The sequence below is a fragment of the Streptomyces sp. NPDC007856 genome (assembly GCF_042868225.1).
In the GTDB taxonomy this organism is placed as follows: Bacteria; Actinomycetota; Actinomycetes; order Streptomycetales; family Streptomycetaceae; genus Streptomyces.
Window position 1 is genome coordinate 235178 of record NZ_JBIAEC010000014.1, and the last position, 21253, is coordinate 256430.

General features: G+C 71.3%; 18 protein-coding genes and 1 pseudogene. 11 read left to right on the plus strand and 8 right to left on the minus strand.

What is annotated here, in order from left to right; translation table 11 throughout:
* Window positions 1–33 precede the first annotated feature (33 nt).
* The gene (locus ACFYOH_RS30890) at window positions 34–2856 is read right to left on the minus strand and encodes a penicillin acylase family protein (RefSeq protein ID WP_388632254.1); all 2823 of its coding nucleotides are present in this window, start codon (window positions 2854–2856) and stop codon (window positions 34–36) included.
* Between the two features lie 217 nt (window positions 2857–3073).
* On the opposite strand from ACFYOH_RS30890, the gene ACFYOH_RS30895 reads away from it, so the two are divergent.
* The 6 genes from ACFYOH_RS30895 (at window position 3074) to mscL (ending at window position 8885) form a co-directional block, all read left to right on the plus strand.
* The gene (locus ACFYOH_RS30895) at window positions 3074–4630 is read left to right on the plus strand and encodes a potassium/proton antiporter (RefSeq protein ID WP_388632257.1); all 1557 of its coding nucleotides are present in this window, start codon (window positions 3074–3076) and stop codon (window positions 4628–4630) included.
* A 283-nt stretch (window positions 4631–4913) separates the two neighbouring features.
* Window positions 4914–6212, plus strand: a complete 1299-nt coding sequence (locus ACFYOH_RS30900) for an MFS transporter (RefSeq protein WP_388632259.1) — start codon at window positions 4914–4916, stop codon at window positions 6210–6212.
* A gap of 68 nt (window positions 6213–6280) precedes the next feature.
* Entirely contained in the window at window positions 6281–6580 is a 300-nt protein-coding gene (locus ACFYOH_RS30905; RefSeq protein ID WP_388632262.1) for an FmdB family zinc ribbon protein, read from the plus strand.
* Between the two features lie 99 nt (window positions 6581–6679).
* Complete coding sequence (locus ACFYOH_RS30910; RefSeq protein WP_388632265.1) at window positions 6680–7513, plus strand: S-methyl-5'-thioadenosine phosphorylase; 834 nt, start codon at window positions 6680–6682, stop codon at window positions 7511–7513.
* A 244-nt stretch (window positions 7514–7757) separates the two neighbouring features.
* The gene (locus tag ACFYOH_RS30915; RefSeq protein WP_388632378.1) at window positions 7758–8270 is read left to right on the plus strand and encodes a hypothetical protein; all 513 of its coding nucleotides are present in this window, start codon (window positions 7758–7760) and stop codon (window positions 8268–8270) included.
* A gap of 138 nt (window positions 8271–8408) precedes the next feature.
* Entirely contained in the window at window positions 8409–8885 is a 477-nt protein-coding gene (gene mscL / locus ACFYOH_RS30920) for a large conductance mechanosensitive channel protein MscL (protein ID WP_388632267.1), read from the plus strand.
* A 19-nt stretch (window positions 8886–8904) separates the two neighbouring features.
* Here mscL and ACFYOH_RS30925 read toward each other — a convergent pair whose 3' ends face one another.
* Window positions 8905–9081, minus strand: coding sequence for a hypothetical protein (locus ACFYOH_RS30925; protein WP_388632270.1), 177 nt, complete (start codon window positions 9079–9081; stop codon window positions 8905–8907).
* A gap of 181 nt (window positions 9082–9262) precedes the next feature.
* Between ACFYOH_RS30925 and ACFYOH_RS30930 the strand changes: the two are divergent.
* The 4 genes and pseudogenes from ACFYOH_RS30930 to ACFYOH_RS30945 form a co-directional block, all read left to right on the plus strand.
* A pseudogene (locus tag ACFYOH_RS30930) lies at window positions 9263–9445 on the plus strand (low temperature requirement protein A); the annotation flags it as partial.
* A 37-nt stretch (window positions 9446–9482) separates the two neighbouring features.
* Window positions 9483–10508, plus strand: a complete 1026-nt coding sequence (locus ACFYOH_RS30935; protein WP_388632272.1) for a P1 family peptidase — start codon at window positions 9483–9485, stop codon at window positions 10506–10508.
* A 176-nt stretch (window positions 10509–10684) separates the two neighbouring features.
* Window positions 10685–11902, plus strand: coding sequence for an Ig-like domain-containing protein (locus tag ACFYOH_RS30940; protein ID WP_388632381.1), 1218 nt, complete (start codon window positions 10685–10687; stop codon window positions 11900–11902).
* A 157-nt stretch (window positions 11903–12059) separates the two neighbouring features.
* Window positions 12060–12806, plus strand: coding sequence for a DUF6227 family protein (locus ACFYOH_RS30945; protein WP_388632274.1), 747 nt, complete (start codon window positions 12060–12062; stop codon window positions 12804–12806).
* Window positions 12807–12843: 37 nt separating this feature from the next.
* Here ACFYOH_RS30945 and ACFYOH_RS30950 read toward each other — a convergent pair whose 3' ends face one another.
* From ACFYOH_RS30950 to ACFYOH_RS30970, 5 genes are all read right to left on the minus strand, one after another.
* Entirely contained in the window at window positions 12844–13098 is a 255-nt protein-coding gene (locus ACFYOH_RS30950; protein ID WP_388632277.1) for a hypothetical protein, read from the minus strand.
* 120 nt (window positions 13099–13218) lie between these two features.
* Window positions 13219–15417 (minus strand): fructose-specific PTS transporter subunit EIIC, encoded by a 2199-nt coding sequence (locus tag ACFYOH_RS30955; protein ID WP_388632280.1) that lies wholly within the window; start codon window positions 15415–15417, stop codon window positions 13219–13221.
* A gap of 283 nt (window positions 15418–15700) precedes the next feature.
* Entirely contained in the window at window positions 15701–16648 is a 948-nt protein-coding gene (gene pfkB, locus ACFYOH_RS30960; protein WP_388632283.1) for a 1-phosphofructokinase, read from the minus strand.
* Complete coding sequence (locus tag ACFYOH_RS30965; RefSeq protein WP_388632286.1) at window positions 16645–17406, minus strand: DeoR/GlpR family DNA-binding transcription regulator; 762 nt, start codon at window positions 17404–17406, stop codon at window positions 16645–16647. The genes pfkB and ACFYOH_RS30965 overlap by 4 nt, the downstream gene beginning before the upstream one ends.
* Window positions 17407–17636: 230 nt before the next feature.
* A complete protein-coding gene (locus ACFYOH_RS30970; protein WP_388632288.1) occupies window positions 17637–19217 on the minus strand; it encodes an MFS transporter in 1581 nt (526 codons plus the stop codon).
* A 62-nt stretch (window positions 19218–19279) separates the two neighbouring features.
* Between ACFYOH_RS30970 and ACFYOH_RS30975 the strand changes: the two genes are divergently transcribed.
* A complete protein-coding gene (locus ACFYOH_RS30975) occupies window positions 19280–20269 on the plus strand; it encodes a helix-turn-helix transcriptional regulator (RefSeq protein WP_388632291.1) in 990 nt (329 codons plus the stop codon).
* Window positions 20270–20273: 4 nt separating this feature from the next.
* On the opposite strand, the gene ACFYOH_RS30980 is transcribed toward ACFYOH_RS30975, so the two are convergent.
* Window positions 20274–21113: a TetR/AcrR family transcriptional regulator gene (locus ACFYOH_RS30980; RefSeq protein ID WP_388632294.1), complete on the minus strand. Its 840-nt coding sequence runs from the start codon at window positions 21111–21113 to the stop codon at window positions 20274–20276.
* Between the last annotated feature and the right edge of the window lie 140 nt (window positions 21114–21253).

The following is a 21253-nucleotide window of genomic DNA, read 5'->3' on the forward strand; positions in this document are numbered from 1 at the left end:
TGGAGGGCCGTCTTCCGTGCTGCCGTCAGAGGGTCACGGCTTGAGGACGAGTGTGTCGCTCGTGCTGCTGTCGACCGCCTTGGCCGAGAACGACCAGGGCAGCAGTTCGCCCTTGGCCCACAGGCTCGTCTGGTCCGTGTAGTGCGCGCTGAAGGCGTGCCCGGAGGCGCCGGTCAGGTTGATCCACCTGGACTTGTCGAAGTCGGCGAGGTTGACGACCATCCGCATGGACGGCACCCAGACGACGCCGTAGCCGCCGGCGGCGTTCCAGCCGGTCGCGTTCACCGTGGCCTCGCCGCCGCTGAGCCTCCAGGGGCCGCGGTTGAGGATGTACTGCAGCGCCTTGGGGCCGTCGGTGCCGAGGGTCTGGTTCTTCAGGAACAGGCGGTGCAGCCGGCCCCAGCTCCAGGTGTCGATGTCCTTGCCGAGCTTGGCGGTCAGCTCCCAGCGGGCGTCGATCATGGCCCGGGCGAGGAGCTGGTCCACGTTGTTCGCCGCGGGGCGGGTGCCCGACTTGGGGGTCTTCCACCAGTCGCTGTCCGGCTTGTCCATCAGGGTGCGCACGACCTCGAACCAGCGGTCGCCGCCGTCCGGCTGCGCCTGGTCGGTGTCGCGGTCGCCGCACTCGCGCACCTTGGTGTCGTCGTCGACCGGGCCGGTGCTGTCCATCTTGTCGACCCACAGGCACTGTCCCTGGACGCGCAGTTCCTTGGGCAGTTTGTTCCCGAAGGCGAGCTTGAGGATGTTGCGCCAGACCGCGTTGAAGTAGGCGGCCGCCGCGGAGTCGGACTCCTGGGTGTAGTCCCAGCCTTCCAGCAGCTTCTGCGCGTCGCGGACGTTCTTGTCGCCGAGGTTGATCTTCAGCAGCTTCGGCACGAGCAGCTTGGCGATCTCGCTGCTGTTGTCCAGCTGCATCTGACGCATGTCGTCGGTGGAGATCTTGCCGCCGTCCTTGATCTTGGACTCGATCAGGTCGGTGATGCGCTGGCTGCGAGTGCCGTAGCCCCAGTCGGTGGTGAGGGTGTACGGGTACTTGTCCTTGCCGACCACGGCCTGGTTGGCGGTGACGATGTAGCCGCGCCTGGGGTTGTACTCGTAGGGCAGCTCGTTCTGCTTGATGAAGCCGGTCCAGCGGTACTTCGAGTCCCAGCCGGGCGCCGGGACGGCACCGTCGTCCACCGAGGAGCGCGTGGGGATCCTGCCGGGCAGCGTGTAGCCGATGTGGTTGGCGGTGTCGGCGTAGACCAGGTTCTGCGAGGGCACGTCGAACAGGGCCGCCGCCTGGCGGAAGTCGCTCCAGTTCGCCGCCTTGTCGAGGGCGAACACGGCGTCCATGGAGGTGCCCGGGTCGAGCGCGGTCCACCTCAGGGCGATGCCGTAGCCGTCGCCGCGGTCGGGGGCGGCGGTGTTGACCGCGGCCCGCTTGCCGACCTGGACGAGTTCGTCGTCGCGGTCGGACAGCAGCGGCATCCCGTCCTGGGTCTGGCGCACGACGATCGTCTTGGACGAGCCGCCGGCGACCTTGATGGTCTCCTCACGGGTCCTGAACGGCCGGACCTTGCCGTCGTACAGGTAGCCGTTCGCGCTGACCTTCTCCAGGTAGAGGTCGGTGACGTCGACCCCGGAGTTGGTCATGCCCCAGGCGATGTCCGCGTTGTGGCCGATGATCACACCGGGCATGCCGGCGAAGGTGTAGCCGGTCACGTCGTACTGGCACTTGCTGGAGACGGTGCGGCAGTGCAGGCCCATCTGGTACCAGACCGACGGCAGCGACGCCGACAGGTGCGGGTCGTTGGCGAGCAGCGGCTTGCCGGTGATGGTGTACTTCCCGGCCACCACCCACGAGTTGGAGCCGATGCCATGGCCGTTCACTCCGACGGCGGTGGGGACGTCGTCCAGGACGTTGTAGAGACCCGCCAGCTGGCTTGTGAGCGACGATCCGGACGCCGTCGAGGTGGCGGAGCCGGTCGTGCCCGTGGAGCCCGCAGAGCCGCCGGTCGTGCCGGACGTGCCCGTCGTGCCGGTGCCCTGCGAGGTTCCGGTGCCGCCGCTCTGCTGGAAGGACCTGGTCAGCGTGCTGTACTGGCCTTCCTGCACGATCGGCTTGTTACGGCTGTACGGGTACTCGGGGTACAGGTCCTGGATCTGCTGCGGGCCGAGCCGGCTGGTCATCAGGGCGCGGTCGATCTCGTCCTGCATGTTGCCGCGCAGGTCCCACGCCATCGCCTTCAGCCACGAGACCGAGTCGACCGGGGTCCACTTCTCGGGCTTGTAGTCGTTGGTGAAGCCCAGGGCGGCGTACTCCAGGGAGATGTCCTTGCCGTCCTTGCCCTGCAGGTAGGCGTTGACGCCCGCGGCGTAGGCCTGGAGGTACTTCTTCGTGGCGGCCGACAGCTTGGTGTCGTACTCCTGCCGGGCGATCCGGTCCCAGCCGAGGGTGCGCAGGAACTCGTCGTTCTTGACCTGGCCCTTTCCGAACATCTCCGACAGGCGCCCGGAGGTCATGTGCCGGCGCACGTCCATCTGCCAGAACCGGTCCTGCGCCTGCACGTAGCCCTGCGCCATGAACAGGTCCTCGTCGGAGGCCGCGTAGATCTGCGGGATGCCGTTGCCGTCCCGCTTGACGTCGACCGGCCCCGACAGGCCCTGGAGCGTGATCGTGCCCTTGGTCTGCGGGAAGGAGGCGCGGACGGTACTGACCGACCAGTAGGCGCCGTAGGCGATGCCTCCGATGATGGCCAGTACCAGCACGAGCACGATCAGTCGGGCTTTGCGCCCCTTCTTCCTGCCGGACTTGGCGGGCGCGGCACCGGTGGTGGCGGTGTCACCCGTTGTGGCGGTGGTGTTGGGGGGCATCGCTGTCCTTGCTGTCCTAACGCGAGCGGCAGGTCGGGCTGTGACTTTGAATGAGCGCTGGAGCAACCATAGGCGCAGGGCCCCGTCCCGCTTGACGCGGAGTCGGGAACCAGCGCGCACGAGCGTTCGATCTTGCCTCGGCGAGCGTCAAGAAAGCGTCAAGACTTAGGTAAGGTAACGAAGTACTTGGGTGCGGTGCGCCGCAGCCTCGGGTCTTGTGTACACGAGCTCGCGCCCCTGGCGCGCGGGCCAAGGAAGGGAACCGCCGCTGACTGTTCACCACCTCAACCAGCTCCTGCTCGTCTGCTCCGTGGTCCTGCTCGTCGCCGTCGCGGCCGTCCGGATCTCCTCCCGCAGCGGGCTCCCCAGCCTGCTCGTGTACCTGGGGATCGGCGTCCTCATGGGCCAGGACGGCATCGGCGAGATCCACTTCAACAGCGCCGTGGTGACCCAGGTCATGGGGTACGCGGCCCTGGTCGTGATCCTCGCCGAGGGCGGTCTCGGCACGAAGTGGAAGGAGATCAGGCCGGTCCTGTCGTCCGCCTCCGTCCTGGCGACCGCCGGAGTCGCGATCAGCGTGGGCGTCACCGCGGCGGGCGCGCACTATCTGGTCGGGCTGGAGTGGCGGCAGGCGCTCATCATCGGCGCGGTGGTGTCCTCGACGGACGCGGCGGCGGTCTTCTCGGTGCTGCGCAGGGTTCCCCTCCCCGCGCGCGTGACGGGCACGCTGGAGGCGGAGTCCGGCTTCAACGACGCCCCGGTGGTCATCCTGGTCGTCGCCTTCTCCATGGCCGGCCCGGTCGAGCACTGGTACGTCCTGCTCGGCGAGATAGCCCTGGAGCTGGCCATCGGCGCGGCCATAGGGCTCGCGGTGGGCTGGTTCGGCTCCTGGGGGCTCAAGCATGTGGCCCTGCCCGCTTCCGGCCTCTACCCGATCGCGGTCATGGCGATCGCCGTGACAGCGTACGCCGCCGGCGCCCTGGGGCACGGCAGCGGCTTCCTGGCCGTCTATCTGGCCTCGATGATGCTCGGCAACGCCAAGCTCCCGCACTGGCCGGCCACGCGCGGCTTCGCCGAGGGGCTCGGCTGGATCGCCCAGATCGGCATGTTCGTCGTACTCGGCCTGCTGGTCACCCCGCACGAGCTGGGCGACGACGTCGTACCGGCCCTGATCATCGGGCTGGTCCTCACCATGGTGGCCCGCCCGCTGAGCGTGGTGCTCAGCCTGGCGCCGTTCCGGGTGCCGTGGCAGGAGCAGACGCTGATGTCGTGGGCGGGACTGCGCGGCGCCGTGCCCATCATCCTGGCGACCATCCCGATGGTGAACGGTGTCACCGGCAGCCGCACCATCTTCAACATCGTCTTCGTGCTGGTCGTGGTCTACACCCTCGTCCAGGGTCCGACGCTGCCCTGGCTGGCCCGCACGCTGCGGCTGGGCGAGGAGGGCGAGGCCTCCGACCTCGGCATCGAGTCGGCGCCTCTGGAGCGGCTGCGCGGACATCTGCTGTCCATCTCGATTCCCGAGGGCTCCCGGATGCACGGGGTCGAGGTCAGCGAGCTGCGCCTGCCTGCCGGGGCCGCCGTCACCCTCGTCGTCCGCGAAGAAGAATCGTTCGTTCCGCTGCCCGCGACGGTGTTGCGGCGGGGCGACGAACTGCTCGTCGTCGCCACCGACCCGGTCCGCGACGCGGCGGAACGCCGCCTGCGCGCGGTCGCCCACGGCGGCAAACTGGCGGGCTGGCTCGGCACCAACGGGGCGAGCAGCTCGCGTTGAGGGCGCGTTCCCTGCCGTTCACGCTCCCGTCCCGTGAAATCCCAGGCGGGCCCACGCGTGGTGCTCGTTTTCACAGATGGGGGAGGCGATAGCCCCTGTACCATGAAGGCGCACCTGATCGAACCAACTCTGCCTGACGCAGAGCTGGCGCGACCGTATGGCGGCCGGGTCGCCTCCCACTCGCAGTGGGCGCCGGTATCTACCGCAGTTTGCGCAAGAGGACAGCTCTCGGCGCCCGGGTCACACGAGGCCCGCGCTACCAGGCGGCAGAAAGGCACGGGCCGTGGGATCCACGGTCACCACCAACGAGCCGGAGAAGACCTCCCCGGCCCCGTCCCGCCCGGGATACGGACAGCTGCTGCGCACCCGCGGCGCCTGGACCTTCCTGCTCCCCGGTTTCGCGGCGCGCCAGCCGTTCGCGATGCTCACCATCTCCATCGTGCTGCTCGTGCAGCACACCACCGGCTCGTACGGCGCCGCGGGCGCCACCGCGGCCGCCACCGGTGTCTCCATGGCGCTGTTCGCGCCGTACAGCGGGCGCCTCACCGACCGCTACGGCCAGCGCGCCGTGCTCACCCCCGGCGTTGTGGTGCACACCCTGTCCGGCCTGTCGCTGACGGTGCTCGCGCTGGCGCACGCCCCCCTGTGGGCGCTGTTCCTGGCGGCCGTGCCGACCGGCGCCTCGGTGCCGCAGGTCGGCCCCATGGTGCGTGCCCGCTGGGGCGCGACGCTGCAGGGCTCACCCCTGATGACCACCGCGGCGGCGTTCGAGTCGGTCACGGACGAGCTGACCTTCGTCTTCGGCCCACTGCTGGCGACCGCGCTGTGCACCACCGTGACGCCGGCGGCCGGCCTGGTCACGGAGGGCGGCCTGACCCTCGTCGGCGGTCTGCTGTTCGCCGCGCAGAAGGGCACGCAGCCGCCGGTGAGCGCGGAGAGCGGGCACGCGCGCGTGCAGCACGCCTCCGCGCTGCGCGTACCGGGCGTGCGCGTGCTGGTCGTGACCTTCCTGGGCATCGGGTCCGTCTTCGGCGGCATGCAGGTGGGGCTGGCGGCGTTCACCGAGTCGATCGGCGAGCCGGGCCTGAACGGTGTCCTGTACGGCGTCTTCGCCGCCGGCAACATGCTGTCCGGCATCGTCTGCGGCGCGATCGCCTGGAAGACCGCCCCTCAGTACCGCCTGGTCGTCGGCTACACGGCGCTCGCGATCGTCGCGTCCGCCCTGTGGACGGCCCATTCGGTGCTGCTGCTCGCCGGGCTCGGCCTGCTGGTGGGCATGTGCATCGCACCGGCGCTGATCACCGGCTACACGCTGGTCGAGGGCCTGGTCCCGGCCGGCGCCCGCACGGAGGCCTTCACCTGGCTGACCGGCGCGGTCGCGCTCGGGCAGGCGGCCGCCGTCACGGTCGCCGGACAGCTGGAGGACCGGCTGTGGAACGGCGCGGGATTCCTGGTGCCGATGGCCGGCACGGTGCTCGCGCTGGCGACCCTGCTGACGCTGCGGTCGCGGCTGGCCGCGCGGCCCCAGAACCGTACCGTCGCACGTGGCGTCGGTCACCGCGTGCCGGTGACGGTGGACTGATCCCCGGGAATACGTCACTATGGACTGTCGTTAGCACTCATTGAGTGAGAGTGCCAGGAGGAAGACAAGTGCCGACCTACCAGTACCAGTGCACCGAGTGCGGCGAGGGCCTTGAGGCGGTGCAGAAGTTCACCGACGACGCCCTGACCGAGTGCCCCACCTGCGGTGGCCGCCTGAAGAAGGTGTTCTCCGCGGTAGGCATCGTCTTCAAGGGCTCCGGCTTCTACCGCAACGACTCGCGCGGTTCCACGTCGAGCAGCAGCCCGGCGTCCAAGCCGTCGAGCACCTCGTCGTCGAGCACGCCGAGCTCGTCCTCGTCCGACTCGAAGCCGTCCTCGTCGAGCTCCGCCGGCAGCTCCGCGGCCTGACCTCTTCCTTCCCGGACCCTGCTGTCGTACGACGGCAGGGTCTTCGGTGCTTCCCGGCGCCGCTCCCCCGCGGTTTCACCGCCCGCTAGGGTGCTGGTCATGGCGAACGCAGAGATCGGCGTGATCGGTGGCTCGGGCTTCTACTCGTTCCTCCACGACGTGACCGAGGTCCAGGTGGAAACCCCCTACGGGCCGCCCAGCGACTCCCTCTTCCTCGGCGAGATCGCCGGCCGGCGGGTCGCCTTCCTGCCCCGGCACGGCCGCGGCCACCACCTGCCACCGCATCGCATCAACTACCGGGCCAACCTGTGGGCGCTGCGCTCCGTCGGCGTCCGGCAGGTGCTCGGCCCCTGCGCGGTGGGCGGACTGCAGCCCGAGTACGGCCCCGGCACCCTGCTCGTGCCGGACCAGTTCGTGGACCGGACGAAGTCCCGGGTGCAGTCGTACTTCGACGGGCTGCCGCTGCCCGACGGCACCGTGCCGAACGTCGTGCACGTCTCCATGGCCGACCCCTACTGCCCCACCGGACGAGCCGTCGCCCTGAAGGCCGCCCGGGGCCGGGACTGGGAGCCGGTGGACGGCGGCACGCTGGTCGTCGTCGAGGGGCCGCGCTTCTCGACGCGTGCCGAATCGTTGTGGCACCGGGCGCAGGGCTGGTCGGTCGTGGGCATGACCGGTCACCCGGAAGCGGCGCTCGCCCGGGAACTGGAGCTGTGCTACACGTCGCTGACCCTGGTCACCGACCTCGACGCCGGCGCCGAGACCGGTGAGGGCGTCTCGCACGAGGAGGTGCTGCGGGTGTTCGCGGCCAATGTGGACCGGCTGCGCGGCGTGCTGTTCGACGCGGTGGCGGCACTGCCGGAGACCGGGGCGCGGGACTGCCTGTGCGTGAACGCGCTCGGCGCAATGGATCCGGGCTTCGAGCTGCCGTAGCGCCTTCGCGGAAAGCCCGGGATTCCCCGTTCGGGTGGCCGAGTTGTCCACAACCGGCCCGTGATCCACCGGCTCCGGCGGAATTCGGCGCGAGGCCTCATCGTGGCATCGCAAGCCGAATTCCTCGTCGCAGGCGGTGATTTCCGTGCCTCGGTCCTCGTCCTTGAATCCGTCCCCGAATCCGTCTCCCGTTCCGTCCCCGTCCTCTCCGCTTTCTCCGCCTCCGCTCCGGCTTCCGCGTCCGCTGGGCACGGACGCCCCGGCGACCTGCGCGGTCCCTCAGTTCCCGCCGGTGCGGGTGCGCGGCGGGCGGTATCGGCTGCAGCGGCTCGTACGGCACCGCGGTCGGGCCATCGCGGCCGGCCTCGCGGTGACCGCGGCCGCGCTCGTCGCCGCGGGCCCGCACACGGGTGCCGCACCGCATCGTGCGGAACAGGCCCGGAGCCGCCCGGTCACGGTGCCCGTACGCCGGCACACGGCCGTGGACGTGGTGACGGCACCGGTGCGGATCGCCGACGCGGCCACCGTCCGGCTCCTGCGGCCCGGCGACCGTGTCGACGTCATCGCCGCCGGGGACCCGACGGCCGGGGGCGTCGCGCGCGTGCTGGCGCGCGGCGTGCGGGTGACCGAGGTGCCCGAGCCGCTGGAGGACGGGGCCGAGAGCGGGGCGCTGGTCGTGCTGTCGGTGCCGCGTGGCACGGCGGCGCGGCTCGTCGGGGCGAGTGCCACGGCGCGTCTGGCGGTGACGCTGTGCTGAACCGGCTCGGACGCTTTCTCGGCAGTTTGCTGTCAAGTCGTTCGATGGTGCCACGGGGCTGGACACCTTGGCGACACCGTGCCGTAGGTTGCGGAGCGTTTCGTTCCACACCCTGCGCATGCGAGGAGAGTCCCCGAGGTGAGCGAGAAGAAGGAACCGAGCGTCTGGCACGGCTTCAAGGCCTTCCTGATGCGCGGCAACGTCGTCGATCTGGCAGTCGCGGTGGTTATCGGCGCGGCCTTCACGAACATTGTGAACTCGGTGGTCAAGGGGGTCATCAGCCCGCTGGTCGGAGCGATCGGCACGCAGAACCTGGACCACTACAGCTCGTGTCTGAAGCCTCCGTGCCAGGTGGGGGCGGACGGCACGGTCAAGAGCGGTGTGCCGATCCTGTGGGGCTCTGTCCTCGGTGCGACGCTGACGTTCGTGATCACCGCGGCGGTCGTGTACTTCCTGATGGTCCTGCCGATGTCGAAGTTCCTGGCGCGGCAGTCGGCCCGGAAGGCGGCGCGGGAGGGCACCAAGGAGGTCATCGAGGTGACCGAGCTGGAGGTGCTCAAGGAGATCCGCGACGCGCTGGTCGCGCAGCGCGGATCGGGACACGACGAGCGCTAGCGGCGCTGCTGCGGAAGGCTCAGAGGTGGTGGGGCGGCTTCTCGTCGAGGAAGCGCTTCAGGTCGGCGGCGCTGTCGCCGTCCGTGCGCCCGCCCCACCCGCGATCGGTGTCGTCCGAGGACTGCTGGTCCAGCGGGTCGTCGAAGACCAGGGCGGGCTTCGGGTCGCGGGGCTCGGATGCGGGGGCGGTGCTCATGCCACCAGGGTACGGCCCCGGCCCAGGCGCTCGTGCGCGTCCGGCGCCCCGGCGGGGGCCGCTGGTGAATGCGTTCCTTGTCTGTGCTGTCACAAGGCCTTCTGGACGCTTTTCTGCTGTGCTGAGAGGCATGACGTCGAGTTCCGCTCCTGCGCCCGCCCCCTCGGGCGCACCCCAGTCCATCGCCCAGCAACTGGTGCTGCCGGCCACGGCGCTGCTGGTGATCTGCTGCACCTTCCTGGGCCACTGGGCGGTGCTCGCGGCGGGGCTGGTGTGCTCGGCCGCGGTCGCGGTCGGGGTGGCGCTCACGGCGCGCATGGTCGGCCGGAAGCGTACGGCGAGCGCAACCGCTTTGGCCGGCTGAGTCCGCACGGGCGCCTGGACGGACGAGACTGGCCCGCATGACAGTTGACGCAATCACCGACGTCGCCGGGTTGCGGGTGGGGCACGCCACCCGCACCGGGGACGGCTGGCTCACCGGCACCACGGTCGTCCTGGCCCCGGAAAGCGGCGCGGTCGCCGCCGTGGACGTGCGCGGCGGCGGCCCCGGCACCAAGGAGACCGACGCCCTCGACCCGCGCAACGTGGTGCAGCGGGTCGATGCGGTCGTGCTGACCGGGGGCAGCGCGTACGGGCTCGACGCGGCATCCGGTGTGATGGCCTGGCTGGAGGAGCAGTGGCGCGGAGTGCGGGTGGGGCCGGGCCCGGCGCACGTCGTGCCGGTCGTGCCCGCCGCGTGCGTCTTCGACCTGGGGCGCGGAGGGAACTTCAGCGCGCGGCCGGACGCGGAGACCGGGCGTGCGGCGGTGGAGGCCGCGGCGGTGAGTGTGCCGGGCGCGCGGGTGTGGGAAGGGTGCGTCGGGGCCGGGACGGGCGCCGTGGCGGGGCGGATCAAGGGCGGTGTGGGCACCGCGAGCACGGTGCTCGACTCGGGGATCACCGTGGGCGCGCTGGTGGTCGTGAACGCCGCGGGGTCGGTGATCGAGCCGGAGACGGGGGCGCTGTACGGGGAGTTGTGCCTGGGACGGGTGGAGTATCCCGCCGAGCGCGTGCACGAGGCCGCGCGCCGGCGCCTCGACGAAACCGCCGCCAAGAACGCGCCGCCCCCGCTCAACACGACACTGGCGGTGGTCGCGACCGACGCGAACCTGTCCAAGGCGCAGGCACAGAAGCTGGCGGGCACGGCGCACGACGGGATCGCGCGCGCAGTACGGCCGGTGCACCTCATGAACGACGGCGACACGGTCTTCGCGCTGGCGACCGGGGCGCGCTCTCTTTCCGAGCGTCCGCTGGAACTCAACGACATCCTCGCCGCCGGTGCGGATGTCGTCACGCGTGCGATCGTGCGGGGTGTGCGCGCCGCCGAGCCGGTCGACGGGCCCGGCGGAGTGTGGCCGTCGTACGGGGAGTTGTACGGGGCGCGATAGGGGGCGCTGCGCGGCGGGCTGAGGACGGGACACAGCCGCCGCCCGCGTTGCATTGTCGCGGTTCTGTCACGTGATGGCGTTCACGGGAGGACGGCGGGAACCTTCCCGGCCGCCAGTGCCCTCTCTCTTCACGCACTGGAACGGATCACGCACATCACATGAACCTGGAGCAGCCCGTGACAACGCCGGACATTGCAGCGCGGCGCGTACTGGGGGCCTGTGCCGCCCTGGTGGTCGGCAGCCTCGCCCTGACCGCGTGCGGTGGCAACGCCGACGCCACCGACAACGGCAACGGCGGCAAGAACTCCCCCAAGGCATCGACGGCGCAGATCCTGATCTCGGCCAGGGACGGTTCGACCGGCGCGTCCATCAACGCGACCGGCGTGCAGGTCAGCGGCGGCAGGCTGACCGAGGTGAAGATGACCGTCGCCGAGTCGGGGCGGACCGTGGCGGGCGCGATATCCGCGGACGGCGGCAGCTGGAAGCCGAAGGAGCGGCTGGAGCGCGGGACGAAGTACGAGATCGACGCGACCGCGAAGGACTCCGGCGGGCGTACCACCACGACCAAGTCCGTCTTCACCACCGTCACGACGGCGAACAGCTTCATCGGCACCTACACGCCGGACAACGGCACCACGGTCGGGGTGGGCATGCCGGTGTCGTTCAAGTTCGACAAGTCGATCAGCGACAAGAAGGCCGTGCAGTCGCACATCACCGTCGACTCCAGCAGCGGTCAGCAGGTGGTCGGGCACTGGTTCGGGGACCAGCGGCTGGACTTCCGGCCGCAGGAGTACTGGAAGGCCGGCTCCAGGGTCACGCTGAAGATCGACCTGGACGGGGTTCAGGGGGCGCGAGGCGTCTACGGCGTGCAGAAGAAGACCGTCATCTTCACCGTCGGGCGGTCGCAGGTCTCCACGGTCGACGCCAGCACCCAGACCATGACCGTGGTGCGGGACGGCAGGACGATCAAGACGGTTCCGATCTCCACCGGCGACCCGCAGCACACCACGTACAACGGGCAGATGGTGATTTCCGAGAAGTTCCAGCAGACACCCATGGACAGCCGGACGGTCGGCCTCGGCAACGCGTACAACATCCCGGACGTGCCGCACGCCATGCGCCTGACCGACTCCGGCACCTTCATCCACGGCAACTACTGGTACAACAAGGCCAATCCGCCCTTCGGTCACGAGGGCACCAGCCACGGCTGCGTCGGGCTCGCGGACGTGCAGGGCGGGCAGGGCGCCACGTCGGCCAAGTGGTTCTTCGACAACTCGATCACCGGCGACGTCGTGATCGTGAAGAACTCTCCCGACAAGACCGTCACCCCGGACAACGGGCTCAACGGCTGGAACATGTCGTGGAGCGCCTGGACCGCCGGAAGTGCCGTCTGATCGGCGGTTTTTGACGTCATGTCCGGCCGCGCGGGAACTTCTCGCGCGGCCCGCGCGTTTTCCCGGCGTACGTTTTCTCGGTTCCCGGACATGATGTCCGACCGAGGGGCTACGGTATGCACCCACAAGGTGACATGCAGCAACGCCGGGAGATGTCTTGAGCGTTCCGTACGAGACGGCAGCGTACGAACCAGCCGAGTCGCCCGAGTCTCCTGAGGAGCATCTCGAGCGGCTCCTCGGCCGTGCCCTGAACTCCTTCGAGCTGCCCGACGAGGTGATACGGCAGCTCGACTGCGCGCTGGCGCACGACAGTTCGCTGCACTCCGCCTACCACAGCGCGGGACTGCACCGGGAGACCTACCGGCACACCTGGCTGCTCGCCGACGGCTCCGCGGTCACGCTGTGGGAGCTCGCGCACAACCCCGCCCCGGGCGGCGCTCCGGAGAGCGAGGTGTACGTCGACGAGGAGGAGCTGCAGGCGGCCACGGCGCGGCTCGGGATGCCGCCGGAGGCACCGGGGTTCGAGCTGCCCGCGCTGATGCGGCTGTGGGCGGTTCCGGAGCCCCGGCACGTGTTCGCCGCCGACGACTCGGCGGACCACGCGCGCAGGCTTCTGCGCCGTGCGGAGAATCCGGACCGGCCCGGTGCTCGGACGGCGGCGCTGCTGGCGACGGCGACGGCGCACGAGATCACGCAGGCGTTCGGGCGCCCGGGGCGCGCCGGGCGCGCGGGACTGAGCTACGCGCTGTACGAGCACGCGTTCCTGCTGCCGGACGACAGCGAGGTCTCCCTGTGGGAGGTGGAGCACACGGCGACGCCGGACGGGCGGCACATGTGCGAGGTGTACATGTCGGAGGACGCGGCGCGGGACGCCATGGAGCGGCGCGCGGCGCGGCAGGGCTAGCGCGCGTCCCGCGGAGCGGATGACGGCGCTTGTCCGGTCAGTGATCGCTGCCGAGTCGCCGTATCAGTCCGGCGAAGGCGTCCTGTTCCGCGGGCGTCAGCTCCACCTTCTCCCACGCGGGGCCGGCCTGCGGCTGGGGCGGGAGGAACGGGAGACGAGCAGCCGGGAGGTCCCTCAGGGCCGCCGCGCGGAAGCGGCGCAGCAGGCGTACGACCCCGATCGCCCACGCCACGCCGGCCAGGGTGAGGACGGCCGCGCCGGCCGACTGGAGAGTCGAGAGATGCTCGGGCATACACGCCAGTACACACCACGGTCCGGGACTTTGGCCCCGGACCGTGACGTATCTCGCAGGTGCCGTGAACAACTCACAGCGAACTAAAGGGACAAGGCGTGGCAGGGGGCGGTGCGGTCGTCAGGCCGCCACGGGCTGCTTGGGCTCCTTCGTCGTGCGGGCCGCGTTCGCGGCGGGGTCGGTGGCCGTGGTCTCCGGGGTCTGCTTGCGCATGCCCTTGAGGAGCACGACCAGGGCCGTGGTGGCGCAGACGCCGGCCGCGATGGCGATGAGGTACAGGAAGGGGTTGCCGATCAGCGGGATCACGAAGACGCCGCCGTGCGGGGCGCGCAAGGTGGCGCCGAAGGTCATCGACAGGGCGCCGGTGAGCGCACCGCCCACCATCGACGAGGGGATCACGCGCAGCGGGTCGGCCGCCGCGAACGGGATCGCGCCCTCGGAGATGAAGGAGGCGCCCAGCACCCAGGCGGCCTTTCCGTTCTCGCGCTCGGTCTGGGTGAACAGCCTGCCGCGCACGGTGGTGGCCAGGGCCATCGCCAGCGGCGGGACCATGCCGGCCGCCATCACCGCGGCCATGATCTTCATCGCCGAGTCGCTGGGGTTGGAGACCGCGATGCCGGCGGTGGCGAAGGTGTAGGCCACCTTGTTGACCGGGCCGCCCAGGTCGAAGCACATCATCAGACCGAGCAGGGCGCCGAGCAGGATCGCGTTGGTGCCGGTGAGGCCGTTCAGCCAGTCGGTCAGGCCCTTCTGGGCGCTTGCGATGGGCTTGCCGATCACGACGAACATCAGGAACCCGACGATCGCCGAGGAGATCAGCGGGATCACCACCACCGGCATGATGCCGCGCAGGGCCGCGGGGATCCGCACCTTCTGGACGGCCATCACCACGCCACCGGCGATCAGACCGGCCGCGAGTCCGCCGAGGAAGCCCGCGTTGATGGTCAGTGAGATCGCGCCGCCCACGAAGCCGGGGACCAGGCCGGGCCGGTCGGCCATGCCGTAGGCGATGTAGCCGGCCAGCACCGGGACGAGGAAGCCGAAGGCGACGACGCCGATCTGGAAGGACAGCGCACCCCAGCTGTCGGCCTGGGTCCACACGAAGTGGTCCATCACCGACGGCGCCTTGTTGATCTTGTAGCCGCCGATCGCGAAGCCCAGGGCGATGAGGAGGCCGCCCGCCGCGACGAACGGAACCATGTAGCTCACACCGCTCATGAGCCACTTGCGGAGCTTGCTGCCGTAGCCCTCGGTGGAGTCGCCCGCGCGCTCGACCGGTGTGCCGCCCGACGCGGGCGCCGGCGCGCTCGTCTCGCCGCGCGCCGCCTTCGCGCGCACCTCCGTGATGAGTTCGGCGGGGCGGTTGATGCCCGCCTTCACTCCGACGTCGACGGTCGGCTTACCGGCGAAACGGTCCTTCTCGCGTACGGGGACGTCGTGCGCGAAGATCACCGCGTCCGCCGCCGCGATGACCGCCGGGTCCAGCCGGGTGAAGCCGGCCGAGCCCTGTGTCTCGACGACGAGTTCGACGCCCGACTCGCGTCCCGCGTTCTCCAGGGACTCGGCCGCCATGTAGGTGTGCGCGATGCCGGTCGGGCAGGAGGTGACGGCGACGATACGGAAGGGGCGCTCGCCGGAGTCCGCGGCGGAGCCGGCGCCGGCCGGGGTCGTCTGCGCCGGGGTGGATGCGCCCGGCGCCTGCGCGGTGGTGTCCGCTGCGGCGTCGGCGGAGGCCGCCACCGACGCCGCAGCGGAGTCTTCGGAGGCGCCGCCTGCGCCCGCGGCGCCCTGAGCGGCGCTCGCCGCAGCCTTCGCGCCGCCGCTCGCGCCCGTGCCCTCCTCGGAGGACTCCACCGGCGCCTGCGCCGTGCTCGGCGTCGCGTCGCCGCGGATCAGCGCCGCCGCCGTCTCCACGTCGGTCACCGCGCGCAGTGCCGAGGTGAACTCGGTGTTCATCAGCTGGCGGGCCAGGGAGGAGAGGATCGTGAGGTGGGCGTCGTCGGCACCGGCCGGGGCCGCGATCAGGAAGATCAGGTCGGCCGGGCCGTCCGGGGCGCCGAAGTCGATGCCGGCGGCGCTACGCCCGAAGGCGAGGCTCGGCTCGGTGACATGGGCGCTGCGGCAGTGCGGGATGCCGATGCCGCCGTCGAGGCCGGTAGGCATCTGGGCCTCGCGGGCGGCCACGTCGGCGAGGAAGCCCTCCAGGTCGGTCACCCGGCCCTGGGCCACCATGCGCTCGGCGAGGGCGCGCGCCGCCGCTTCCTTGCTGTCGGCGGACAGGTCGAGGTCGACCAGGTCCGCGGTGATCATGTCGCTCATCGCGGGCTCCTATGCACGCGTATCGCCCGGGGGGAGGCGTGGGCGGAAAGGGGGACGGGGGTGCGGTGGGGGGATGGGGCCGTTCGGGAGACGGGGCCTGGGAGACCCTGCCTCCCCTGGGCGGCGCAGCGGCTGGGCCGGCCCTGCCGCTCGGGGGCAGCGGCGAGTAACGGGGAACCTCGTCGCTTCGAGCCGGGCGGGGTGGGAGCGTCCTGGGGTCCGGGCGCGGGGCGAGCGCCCAGCCGCCGGGTGCCGGGGCGGGTGCAGCAGAGCGCGAGGGCGTTCATGACACCGGCTCCGTCAGTTCGCGGTCGAGCGGGATCTCGGCGGTGACGGCCACGGCCGATGGGTCCAGGTCGGCGGGGGTCGGCATGACGCTGCCGGGGAGCTGGACGGCGGCGGCGCCGTGGGCGACGGCGGAGGCGAGGGCCTCGGGGCCGCTGCCGCCGGCGATCAGGAAGCCGGCGAGGGAGGAGTCGCCGGCGCCGACGTTGCTGCGGACGGTGGCCACGCGCGCGGTGGCGAACCAGGCGCCCGTGTCCTCGACGAGGAGCTGTCCGTCGGCGCCCAGGCTCGCGAGCACGGCGCGCGCCCCCATGCCACGCACCTCCTCGGCCGCTTTCAGTGCGTCGCCCACGGTCGCCAGGGGGCGTCCGACGGCTTCCGCGAGCTCCTCGGCATTGGGCTTCACCACGTCGGGCCGCGCGCGCAGCGCCTCCAGCAGCGCGCGTCCCGAGGTGTCGAGTGCGATGCGTGCACCCCCAGCATGCGCCCGCGTGACGGCGTCTGCGTACCAGGAGGGTGCGAGTCCCCGGGGCAGGCTGCCGCAGCACGCGATCCAGTCGGCGTCGCGGGACTGCTCGCGCACGGCGTCCAGGAGGCGTTCCTGTTCGGCCGCCGACAGCTCCGGTCCCGGCGCGTTGATCTTCGTGAGCACCCCGTCGGACTCCGCGAGCGCGATGTTCGAACGGGTGGCTCCGGCGATCAGGACCGGCGCGACCTCGATGCCCTGCGCGTCGAGCAGATCGGCGATGAGCGCTCCCGGCGCACCACCCAGGGGCAGAACGGCGACTGTGCGCCGGCCGGCGGCCGCGACGGCGCGCGAGACGTTCACGCCCTTGCCGCCCGGATCCATGCGCTCGCCGGTGGCGCGGACGACTTCGCCGCGCTCCAGGGCGGGGATCTCGTAGGTGCGGTCGAGGGAGGGGTTGGGGGTGACGGTGAGGATCATGCGCGCACTACTTCCGTGCCGCCGCGTTCGATGGCGGCGGCGTCTTCGGGGCTCAGCCCGTTGTCGGTGATCAGCAGGTCCACATCGCCCAGGTCGCCGAAGCGGGCGAAGTGCTCCTGGCCGTGCTTGGAGGAGTCGGCCAGCAGCACGACCCGCCGGGAGGCGGCGACCGCGGCCCGCTTGACCGCGGCCTCGGCGAGGTCGGGGGTGGTCAGGCCGTGCTCGGCGGAGAAGCCGTTGGCCGCCACGAACAGCACGTCGGCGCGGATCTCGCCGTACGCGCGCAGCGCCCAGGCGTCCACGGCGGCGCGCGTGCGGTGCCGTACGCGCCCCCCGACCAGGTGGAGTTGGATGCCCGGGTGGTCGGCCAGACGGGCAGCGATGGGCAGGCTGTGCGTGACGACGGTCAGGGAGGCCTCCAGCGGGATCGCGGCGGCGACCCGGGCGACCGTCGTACCGGCGTCGAGGATCATCGTGCCCTCGGTCGGCAGTTCGGCGAGGGCAGCCTTGGCGATGCGGTCCTTCTCGTCGGCGGCGGTGGACTCGCGCTCGGCGAGGTCCGGTTCGAAGTCGAGGCGGCCGACCGGGATGGCGCCGCCGTGCACCCGGCGGACGAGGCCCGCGCGGTCGAGGGCCTTCAGATCGCGGCGGATCGTCTCCGCGGTGACCTGGAACTCCTCCGCGAGCGACAGCACGTCCACCCGGCCGCCGTCACGTGCGAGCCGGAGGATCTCCTGCTGCCGTTCCGGTGCGTACATGTCCGCTCGCCTCCGAGTCGATGTCCGTTCGCTTCTGACTGATGCCCGAACGTGTGGTTTCAGTCGGGAGGCTACGCCGGGATTTCCAGAAAGTAAACAGGTCCGGGCTGCAAACGGACATGATCGGGCGTCCGGCCCTGGCAGGGGCAGGGGGCAGAGGCAGAGGCAGGCAGCGGAGCGTGCGAAAGGGGCCCGGCACCCGCAGGTGCCGGGCCCTGGTCGGGCGCGTTTCAGTGCACCAGCTCCGGCTCCCGCGCCGGCGCCTCCGCCTCGGCTGCCTCCGTCTGCTGGGCCGGCCGCTTCGGCAGGGCGGACATCAGGAGGAAGATCGCGGCCATGATCCCGGCGACCCACCACAGCGCGTGCTGGAAGGCGTGCACGAAGGCCCGGCCGACCTGGACCGGGGCCAGCCGGTCGCCGATCTCGCCGAAGAACACCACCGACACGAGCCCGAGGCCGAGCGCGTTGCCCATCTGCTGAACCGTGTTGATCAGCCCGGACGCGGACCCCGCGTGCTCGCGCGGCACCTCGGAGAGCACCGCGTCGGTCAGCGGGGCCACGATCAGCCCCATCCCGGCGCCCATCACGATCAGCGGGAGGGCCATCTGCCAGGAGGCGATGGCGAGGCCGTACCGGTGCGCCTCCCACAGATAGAGCAGTACGCCCGCGGCCATGACCAGCGCGCCCGCCTGGAGCACCTTCCGCCCGAACCTCGGGACCAGCTTCTGCACCGACATCCCGGCCGCCGTCGACACCGCGAGGGAGAACGGCACGCCGGTCAGCCCGGCCCGCAGCGGGCTCCAGCCCAGGCCGATCTGCATGTACAGCGTCCAGACCAGGAAGAAGATGCCGAGCGCGACCCCGAAGACGGTCTGTACGGCGATGCCCGCGGCGAAGCTCTTCACCCGGAAGAGGGACAGTTCGATGAGCGGGGAACCGTCCCTGGCCGCCTTCCGTTTTTCGTACGACACCAGCGCGGCGAAGACGACGAGCGCGCCGGCCATGCAGAGGTACCCCCACAGCGGCCAGCCCAGCTCGCGGCCGCGGGTGAGCGGGTAGAGCAGCATCAGCAGGCCCAGCGAGACCAGGGCGACACCGACCAGGTCCAGTTTCAGCGCCTTGGGGGCCTTCGATTCGGTGATGAAGCGGCGTCCGAGTATCCAGGCCAGGACGCCGACCGGGAGGTTGATGAGAAAGATGGGCCGCCATTCGAGGCCGAACAGGTTCCACTCCGTCAGCAGCGCGCCGAGCAGCGGTCCGGAGACCGCGCCCAGGCCGACGATCGCGCCGAACAGACCGAACACCTTGCCGCGTTCCCGGGCCGGGAAGGTGGCGTGCACGATCGACAGCACCTGCGGCACCATCATCGCCGCCATACCGCCCTGCAGGATGCGGGAGGCGACCAGCATCTCCGGGTTCGCGGCGAAGCCGCACAGGGCGGAGGCGAGGGTGAAGCCGCCGATACCGGTCAGGAACAGCCGCTTGCGGCCATGGATGTCACCGAGACGTCCGCCGGTGATGAGGGCTGCGGCGAAGGCGAGCGCGTAGCCGGCGGTGATCCACTGGATCTGGCTGACCGAGGCGTGGGCGCTGCGCTGGATGGACGGGATGGCGATGTTGACGATCGTCACGTCCACCAGGTCCATGAAGGCCGCGGTCATCGCGATGGCCAGGGCCAGCCAGCGGGTTCGGTCGGGTGAGGGTTCGGGGAGTGCCCTGGCAGTTGCCGTCGTGTGCCGGCCGTCCGTCGTCCTGGGCTGGTCGCGCAGTTCCCCGCGCCCCTCGCCGGTGTTGCTGTCGTTCGGGGTCATGAGGTGAAGGTAGGGCGGCAATAGGTCAGATCCCGTCCTAGTTGTGCGGCATTCTCGTCCGTATGACTACGGACACACCGGCCCGGCTGCTGCAGCTCCTCTCCCTGCTCCAGACCCCGCGCGAGTGGCCCGGTGGTGAGCTCGCCGAGCGGCTCGGGGTGTCCCGGCGTACCGTGCGGCGGGACATCGACCGGTTGCGCGACCTGGGGTATCCGGTGCAGGCCAGCAAGGGGGCCGACGGCGGATACCGGCTGGTCGCCGGCAAGGCGCTGCCGCCGCTGGTGCTGGACGACGAGGAGGCGGTGGCGATCGCGGTGGGGCTGCGGGCCGGTGCCGGGCATGCGGTGGAGGGCGTGGACGAGGCGTCGGTACGGGCCCTGGCCAAGCTCGAGCAGGTGCTGCCGGCCCGGCTGCGCCACCGGGTGTCCACGCTCCAGGCCGCGACGACACCGCTGACCAGCGGGGACGGGCCGACGATCGCGCCGGAGACGCTGACCGCGATGGCCTCGACGGTGGCGGGGCACGAGCGGCTGCGGTTCGCCTACCGCGACAAGGACGGCAGCGAGTCACGGCGGCTGACCGAACCGCACCGGCTGGTGTCGACCGGGCGGCGGTGGTACCTCGTCGCCTACGACCTCGACCGCGCCGACTGGCGGACCTTCCGGGTGGACCGGGTGAGCGAGCCGTTCGCGACCGGAGTCCGTTTCACGCCAAGGGAGTTGCCGACCGGGAGCGCGGCGGAGTACCTGCGGCAGTCCCTCCACCGACGGCAGGAGACCTACGAGTTCGCGGTGCGGTTCGCCGCGACGGCGGAGCAGGTCTCGGCGCGCTTGCCGGCGGGGCTCGGGGTGCCGGAGGACGACGGCGAGGGCGGTTGTGTGCTGCGGGGCACCTTCGGTGCGCCGCTGGAGTGGCTGGCGGTGCGGCTGGCGATGACGGGGTACGAGTTCGCCGTGCGAGGTCCGAGTGAACTGGTGGAGCGCATAAGGGAGTTGGCTGGGCGGCTGAGTCGGGCCGGGGCGAATGCCCTGGAGGAGGAGTCCCTTCGGTGACGGCTCAGCCCTCTCCGGCGCCCCACTCGAAGTCCCGCAGGGATCGGAGGTTGCGCAGGGCCAGGGCCGCGGGGCCTTCCGGGCCGGCGGGCGGGGAGGAGGTGGCGGCCCAGGACTCCACGGCGACCCGGACGGCGGCGCCGGCGACGGCCGCGGCGAAGCGGAGGTCGGGGGTGACCGGCGCGGGGAGTGCGGACGCCGGGGCAACGTTGTCGCGCCGGTTGTCGCGCCGTCCTGCGGTTGCGTCGGCCTCACCGGTTCCGCGACCGCCAACTCCACCGTGCTCTCGGCCAGTTGCCCCGATCCGGTCCGCGAGGATCTCGGCCAGGGTCCGCTCCGACGCCTGGCACACCTCTGCCCAGACCTTGCGCAGGGCGGGGCTGGCGTCGGCCAGGCGGATCAGGGTGCGGACCCATTCCCAGGACGCGGCCGACACCCGGACGCCGGGGGTGAGGGTGTGTTGTACGGCGTGCTCCAGCGCCTCGGGGACGCCGAGGTGGGCCGGGGCCGAGCGGACCGCTTCCGCCCAGCGCTGGGCACCTGCCGCGTAGAGGGGGGCGACCGCTTCCTCCTTGGTGGCGAAGTAGCGGTAGAAGGTGCGTGGTGCGATGCCGGCGGCCTGTGCGATGTCCTCGGCGCGGGTCGCGCGCAGTCCCTGGCGGACGAACAGGGCGGCCGCCGCCCGGGCGATCTCCGTCCGGGTCTCGGCCTTCCGGCGTTCGGTCAGCGAGACCGGAGTGGAGGCGGAAAGCGGCTGATGGGCAGCGCTGGAGGTGGTGCCGGGGGTGGTACGAGGGGTGGCGCTGGAGGTGTTGCCAGGGTTGGTGCCGGGGGTGGTGCTCATCTGGGCAGGCTATGCCCATGTGGCAGAATCTGCCATCCGACGGTCCACCCCGGGGTTCAGGTACGGGGTGGACCGTCGTCCCATGATGCTCACCACCCCACGCGCTGGCCACCGCCCCACGCCGCCCACCGCCTCGCCGC